5 protein-coding genes are annotated in these 7,198 nt (G+C 67.8%); 4 read left to right on the plus strand and 1 reads right to left on the minus strand.

From position 1 onward, the window contains the following. Positions 1-27 precede the first annotated feature (27 nt). Positions 28-366: a hypothetical protein gene (locus AB5S17_RS08855; protein WP_369238298.1), complete on the minus strand. Its 339-nt coding sequence runs from the start codon at positions 364-366 to the stop codon at positions 28-30. A gap of 737 nt (positions 367-1,103) precedes the next feature. Between AB5S17_RS08855 and AB5S17_RS08860 the strand changes: the two genes are divergently transcribed. The 4 genes from AB5S17_RS08860 to AB5S17_RS08875 all read left to right on the plus strand — a co-directional run bounded on the left by AB5S17_RS08860 (position 1,104) and on the right by AB5S17_RS08875 (position 5,653). Then, a complete protein-coding gene (locus AB5S17_RS08860) occupies positions 1,104-2,048 on the plus strand; it encodes a hypothetical protein (RefSeq protein WP_369238300.1) in 945 nt (314 codons plus the stop codon). A gap of 298 nt (positions 2,049-2,346) precedes the next feature. After that, positions 2,347-2,625 (plus strand): hypothetical protein, encoded by a 279-nt coding sequence (locus tag AB5S17_RS08865; RefSeq protein WP_369238302.1) that lies wholly within the window; start codon positions 2,347-2,349, stop codon positions 2,623-2,625. Positions 2,626-2,801: 176 nt separating this feature from the next. Further along, complete coding sequence (locus AB5S17_RS08870; RefSeq protein ID WP_369238304.1) at positions 2,802-5,318, plus strand: AAA family ATPase; 2,517 nt, start codon at positions 2,802-2,804, stop codon at positions 5,316-5,318. Continuing rightward, positions 5,318-5,653 carry a DUF6634 family protein gene (locus AB5S17_RS08875; RefSeq protein ID WP_369238306.1) on the plus strand — a complete coding sequence of 112 codons (336 nt, stop codon included), beginning with the start codon at positions 5,318-5,320 and terminating at the stop codon, positions 5,651-5,653. Before AB5S17_RS08870 ends, AB5S17_RS08875 begins: the two co-directional genes overlap by 1 nt. Positions 5,654-7,198: the final 1,545 nt, after the last annotated feature.

A 7,198-nucleotide genomic window follows, 5' to 3' on the forward strand; every position in this document is an offset into this window, starting at 1 on the left:
CACGCACCCGGCCACGCAAATATACTCCTACGGGAAAGGCGTCTGCCGGCATCGTTTGATGCCGTCGTACCCGCCAACGGGCAAACTCTCCTCGACGTCTGCGTCGGCCTCGAAGCGGAGCAGCCAGCACTCATTCCTCCCGGCCGCGATTGCCGCAGCAATGAACGCTTCCGAAAATCCTGCGGCCCGCAACTCCGTGACCACCTCGTCGCGTGTCTCCTCATCCATGAGGGTAGCGGTCGAGACGATCCAGCCATAGTCATAGGCCATGTTGTCGATCGGCAGGTCCTCGCCGCTATCCAGTAGCTCGACATCGCCATTGGTGAGGTGCGCGGTTGAGATGTCGAGGAAGCGCAGGATGTTCATCTGGTCGTGCAGTCCGCATTCGATTTGTGAGGGAGAGGCTATCGCCGGGCCGCGGTAAGCAATCCGTTTGCTCGCTCGCCGATCATTGCGAGCCCGATGTTAACCATGCCGGCGCCCGGACATCGCCGGCGCCTTGCGATCGGCGGTTGAAGGCGTCAGGTTTGGGGTCGGGCAGCGGTGAGCCGTTGCCTTCGACAAAGACGGCCCCCGCTGGTGCTGGACACACCGAACGAGGGCCTGACCCGCAACCTGGATAAGAGGTCTTGGGCTATGACGAGCCATATCCGCTTCGTCCCTTCGTGGAAAGTTCTGGCAGTGACGCAGGGCGCCCTGCGCCGGCAGATGGACGCCCGCGTCGTCCCGTCAGCCTGATCGCTGCGACGTCGCCCAGCGGTTGCTGAACAGGCGTCCGCTACCGCGCCACCCGCTTTCCATCCTCCATCCGAGACGATCCGAGCCGTTCCCCGGGCGGGGTTAGCCCTGCTCGCTACGGGCTCGCCATGCCTTTGCTCGCCGTCGCGGTCGCTTCGCCGCCTGCGTTGCCGAGCAAGGCTCGACGTCGATCGTCTCCCTTCAAAGGGACTTCCATGAACCGTTCTTCCCATTCCGCTCCGGCTCAGCCAGGTGCGGCGCCGTTCTCCGACGCCAGTGCGTCTCCTGCGTCTTCCCCTTCCTGCGTTGCCGCGCGCTACCCCTGCCGGATCGATCCCGCGACAATGGCGGACGAGCTGGGTCCATTGGTCGAGAGGGCGGTCGGGCTCGTCGCCGCGGCTGTTCCGGCGCCGGACGCGATCTTGGGCGGCTTCATCGGCATCGCCGCGCTGATCCGCTCGGTCTCCTTCCACGAGGGACGGCTTCTCGAGGAGGCGATGATCGCCATCGGGCGTCGCAATACGGATCTCGTGGTTCTCGGCGGCGGCGTGCGCCTGTCGGTGACGCCCGCGGCGCTGGAAGCCGTCGCGCACAATCGCTCGGGCGCGTTGAAGGGCCTGTCCCTCGACGCCGATGCCAGAGCGCGCAGCACGTACGCGCCGGACATCGTCACGGTGAACCGGCGCTACCGCTCGGCGCTGGTGATCGATGTGAAGCGCTCGCTTGCCTCCTATCTCGCGACGCACCGCCTGAGCGAGTTGAAGACGCGGATGCTGGCCGCCTCTCTGATCCTGCCGGACTGGCTCTACAAGGAGAGGAAGCGCCTCGCCGTCGATAGCGTGGGCATCGCCATCGTCGACGGCTCGAGCGGCACGAGCGACCATGAGGCGGGCCTGTGGAGCCTTGCCGAGATCGACGATCTCCTGGAGGTCGATGGCGCCGCCTCGGCCATGATGCTGATGCGCGAGCGCTTTGCCGCCCGCGTGCAGGGGCTGATCGAGGCCGAGATGCTGCGCCTTTCCCGGCCGCTGGTCGAGGCGGAGGCGCGGGAAGACGCCCGGTCGGGAGGTGCGAGCGATGCGACGACCGAGCATGATCATCGCGGCGTCGACTGCGGCGATGCGGATGCGTTCACGCCGGCGCCCGCCATTGCTGGTGCGGACGATGGAGCAGACCGTGCCGGGGTCCGTGGAAATGATTTCCACGGTCATTCGACCCGAAGCTCGGCGACGGCATCGACGGCCCGCGCGCCATCGCGATCCGAGCGGCTGATACGCTTCGGTTTCGCGCAGCCGCGCCTTCACGCCTGAGGGTGCCCGGCTCGGTCATATGACCGGGGCCCAGTCTCCCTGCCGAGACGCCGCCGGTGACGCGACGGCGCCAGCTTCTCTCTTCCTCTTTTGACCGTGCCACCGCTGGTCCGCTTTGCCGGGCGCCGGGGCGCGCAGGATCTGCTCATCCATGACCAAGTCTCCCTCAAATGATCACCACCGCCCGACCTCCGGTCCGGACAAAGCGCCAATCCCACTGCGCGGCACCGCGAAGGTGTCCGAGACGCCGCACCCGGCTCTGTCTTCGGCGGCGCCCTCCGCACTCATCAGGCCCCTTGTGACCGATGACCGGCTGGCCGAACTCGCTCGTGCCGCCGGGGCGCGGCGCCACGGGGAAGCGGGACCGGACGCCGGCGGCGCCCTGCCGCTTCCCGATGCCGCGCTGGTCGTCAGCCTGGCGATCCAGAGCGTGAAGCAGATCGGACGCGTGCCGATGCCGATCCGGGATGCTCTCAGCCGGCTTGCCGCGTCGGGCGAGCCGACCTCGCAGGCCGTGCTGGACTGGCTTGGCCGGCGCGGCCAGAGGCGGTCGATGCCGGGGAGGGGCGCCCGATGACCCGGCGGCCTCTCTCCAGCAAGAGGAACAGTCAGGAACGGGAAGACCCGGAGCGGAGCAGCCGGGACGCAGCCGCGGTCAGCGCGGCCGTCTCGTCATCCGCTGCCGCTCCCTCGGCTCCGGCTCCGTCCACGGCAGTGACCGCCTCTTCGGAGCCGGGTTCAGCACAGCCACTGTTGGCATCAGCGCCGGGCGGGGTGAAGACCGACGCCGGCAATGTCGCCGCCCTGCTCCTGATCGAGCGGGCTTTGGCCAATGGCGAACTGGACCCGACCGAACTCGAGCGCCTCTGCCGCATGCCGGGCGCGATCGTGGCGATCCACGCCCAGGTTCACGGATTTGCGGAGACCGCTTGCAAGCTCGTCGAGTGCGGCGCCATCCTGCCGGGGCGGGTGGAAGCGGTTGAGCTGACCCGGATCCGGCTTTCCACCAAACGGCCATTCTCCGGTGGCGACGATCCGGCCTGGCGCCTTCTGACGATGACGCTCGACAGGACGGGCCAGATCGTCCTGGACGCCAAGGCGTCCGGCAGCAGGGAAGACGATCTGGGCGACCATCTCGCCTATGCCGCCCGATCCGGTCATCCGCTGATCGTCCTGTCGGAAGAGCCCGCGTTCCCTCCGCTCCTGAACCTTGCCGCCCACCACTGCCTCGATGGCGGCATGCTGGATGCGGCCATCGTCGCGCAGACGATCGCGATCATCACGGGCTACGCGGCGGAGGAGATCGAACGTGCGCTCGCAAAGCTTCCCCGCGACATCGAGCTGAACCTCCTTCCGCTCGCGGATCTGTCGCTGTGCATTCGTGCCGGCCTGCCGCTCGGCCGCATTGTGGCGCTGCTCACGCAGCTCGGCAGAACGGCGACGGAGGCGGTTCGCGCCAGTGCGGCGGAGGATGCCGCCAAGAGTGACGATGAGGACGACGACGACGATGACGACCTCGGCGCCAGTCGAACATTGGGACGCACGCAGGGCTCGATCCAGGAATCCGCGCGGAAGATTCAGGACAGGGCGAAGGGCGAGGGCAACCGCACCTCCAGCAGCAGCAGCGATCACAGGCGCGACGATCGCCAGGATGTCGGATCGACCGTCATCGAGCCGGAGCCTTCTGGAACTGACCCAAGCATGACGGTCGAGACCCTGTCCGGCTATGGCAAGGCCAAGGACTGGGCGCTCGACCTCAGGGCAGACCTCGATCTCTGGCGGGCGGGCGAGATCTCGTGGCGAGAGATGAGCACGAGGCTGCTGCTGTCGGGCCCGCCCGGAACGGGGAAGACGACCTTCGCGCGGGCGCTCTGCAACACGCTCCAGATCCCGCTGCATGTCGCCTCGGTGCAGGTCTGGCTCGAGCCCGGCTATCTTGGCAGCGTCCTGAGACGCATGTCGGCGGCCTTCGAGGCGGCCGAGGCGTCGGCGCCGGTCATCCTGTTCATCGACGAGGCCGACGCCATTGGCCGGCGCCAGCCGGACACCAAGGACTATGCGGACTACTGGAACTCGATCGTCAACCGGATGCTGGAGCTGATGGACGGCGCGGTGAAGACCGAGGGCGTCATCGTGGTCGGTGCGACGAACCGCCCGGAAGCGCTGGATGCGGCGCTGACGCGCTCCGGGCGGTGGGAAACCGGGATCGCGATCCCCAAGCCCGATCGCGCGACGCTCGCCGCGATCATCGCCCACCATCTCGGCCCCGATCTCGAGCGGCTCGTCGCCGGCGGGGAGCCGGGCGATCCCGCGCCCCCCGACACCACCTCAGCGCACCGCGCGATCCTCGACCGCCTCTCGCGCCGGGCGGTCGGGCGTACCGGCGCCGACATCGAGCGGCTGGTGCGCGAGGCGAGAGGCCACGCCCGGCGCGAAAGACGCGCCCTGACCCTCTCCGATCTCCAGACGGCGCTGGATGCGGAGAAGCCGCAGCTTTCGCCCCAGCTTCGGCGCCGCATGGCGATCCACGAGGCGGGGCATGCCGTCATGCGTCATGCCCTGAAGCTCGGCACGCTCCTGGACCTGTCGATCGAGGATGAGCGTGGCGGCTATGCCGTCACGCACCATGATCTCAGCGTGGAGCAGGACGAAAGCTGGATGACGGCGCATCTTGCCGCAATCCTCGGCGGCCGGGCAGCCGAGGAACTGCTCCTCCGCAACGTCGCCAGCGGCAGCGGGGGCGATGACTCCAGCGATCTGGCGCAGGCGACGCAGCTCGCGCTTGCCATGGAAGTGGAGTTCGGCTTCGGCAGGGATCGTCCGCTCACTCACCGCAGCGCCGCCATGGCGCAAAGCCAGCTCCTGCGGGCGAGTCCGCTGGCCGAAGCCGTGGAGGCGCGCCTTCAGGCCGCGTCTGCGCTGGCGAAGAGGACGCTCGAGGCGCATCGCCCACTGCTGCTTCGGTTGGCCCAAGCGCTCCAGGCGGCAGGATCGCTCGACGCCAGCGAGATCGCCGCGATCCTCCATGCCGCGCCAGGCGACACGCCATCCACGCTCGAAGGGGAGGCAACGCCGAAGCAGGGCGGTCCCGCCAACCCGGATGGCATTGATGGCGAGGCTATTGCTCGCACCGCAACGACGAAGCGGCCGGGCGATGAAGCCGATTGGAGGGAGAGTGCGTCTTCGCAGGAGCGCTGCGAGCGTGGCGCGGGAGGAGCGTACGCGCACGAGCCTCTCGGCAACAGCGGGGACAAGGAGCCCGGCGTCTGATGGTTCTGCACGTTCCTCCGCATGGGCCCGTCGAGGATATTGGATCCGTCATCGAGCGGCTGCGGGGCCTTCTCGCCGATCTCGAGCAGATCGAGGCGGGTTGGCGTCCGACGTCGCGTGACCTGGCACAGGCGCCACGCCTGGACGACTGGCGCATCGGCCACCGTGCGGTGCCCTGCCTGACCGGCGTCGCCGAAAGGCATCCGGTGATACGGGACGGGCGACACGCGCTCACCTCCGATCTCTGGCTGATCGCGCCCGATCTCAGCTTTGCCCGCACCCTCGGACGCTTCTATCGGCTCGGTCTCCCGTTCGGCGAGACGGGGCGCCACTGAGCCACGAGACAGTGCTCCCCTGGCGCACCAGGAGCCCTGGACCGTGCACGCACATGATCCGGGGCTCATCCATCGTGATCGCTATCACCGCCGAAGTGCCGGCGCTCTATCTCGCTTCGCTTCGGTGCGCATTGCGGGCAAGCTATTGTGCCTCGTCTCGAGTTGCGCATTCCCGTTACCCCCGGTCCAGACAGGCGTTACCGGGCCATGCGCCCGCGTTACCAACCTCGCCGCAGGCGTGACCAAGCCCGAGTCTTGCGATTCAGGAGCAAACGCCGTTGCGGGTAGGCTCTCCCCGGCAGGGCGGGTGAAGCAAGCCAACGTCCCGGCAGGTCGAGATGACCCGAGACAGGTTGCGCATTCGCGTGACAGGGCTCGAGACAGGCGATTCAGCGACGCCCGCCAGCGTTGCGCGGCCGCGGTCGGGCGATACACTCTTCGAGACCGACGATACGCCGGCAAACGCCGTCAGCACGGGTGGATCGCGCAGCACGTTCAGAGCAGCTCCCGGACCGCCTCTTCAGCCGCGGCAAAAAATTCCGGGCGACCCTCTCACCCCTCTTCTTCCTGGTCCGGCCGAATACGGTCCCAGGCAGAAAAACGACTTCCACAGCCCTGCGGATCGGCCGCATCCGGGCGAGATGCCCGTCCGGCGCCCCGCGTCAAGGGCCGCTGCAACTGCGCAGGCAAGTTGGACAATCGGCATCCGGAAGCAAGATATCTTCATCGCAAGAAGGCCGCCGCCTAGTTCGGCCAATATATGCGCGATTTTCCGCCACATTGCGCTGTATAGCCAATACAAGAGCAAACATTACTTCAAACACCACTTTTGACTGCTTCAGCTAGTCCGTGTATTGTGGTGTCTGGCGTCGCGAATGGCGCGGCGCATCCAGGAGAGTACATAGGATGGACTACGAAGACGCGGTGATCAACATTAACGAGGCCGGGGCCGCCCCGGGCGCGGCGGCGCAGGCGGGCGACGCTCCCGCGCCCCTCGCGCGCGTGAAGGAGACGATGGTGACGGAAGAGGTGAGGACGCAGGCGGCGGCCACCACCGGGTCGCGAGCGGCCAGGGAGCTGAAGGCCCGCAAGAAGAAGAAGGCGTCCGCGAAGGCCGGGAGCCAGACGAAGAAGGGGAAGGGAAGGAGGAAGAGGAAGGAGCCGTCCGTGCCGTTCGACCTCGAGGCGCTGCCGCCCGAAGCGCTCGAGATCGCCCACACCAGCATCGCCACGGTGCACGAGATCGGCCGCAAGACGACCGACAACCTGTTCGAGCTCGGCGCGGCCTTCGAGGCGATGGCGAGCGTCATCCCGGACCCGAAGCACTGGAAGGCNCGAGATCGGCCGCAAGACGACCGACAACCTGTTCGAGCTCGGCGCGGCCTTCGAGGCGATGGCGAGCGTCATCCCGGACCCGAAGCACTGGAAGGCGGCGGTGAAGACCCACTGCGGCGTCACCGCCAGGTCCGCCAACAACTGGCGGCGGGTCGTCCGGGTGCTCGGTCACCGCCGCGAGGTGCTGGTCCGGCACCAGGTGACGCCGAC

The sequence above is a fragment of the Jiella sp. M17.18 genome (assembly GCF_041027365.1).
In the GTDB taxonomy this organism is placed as follows: domain Bacteria; phylum Pseudomonadota; class Alphaproteobacteria; order Rhizobiales; family Rhizobiaceae; genus VKMB-3413.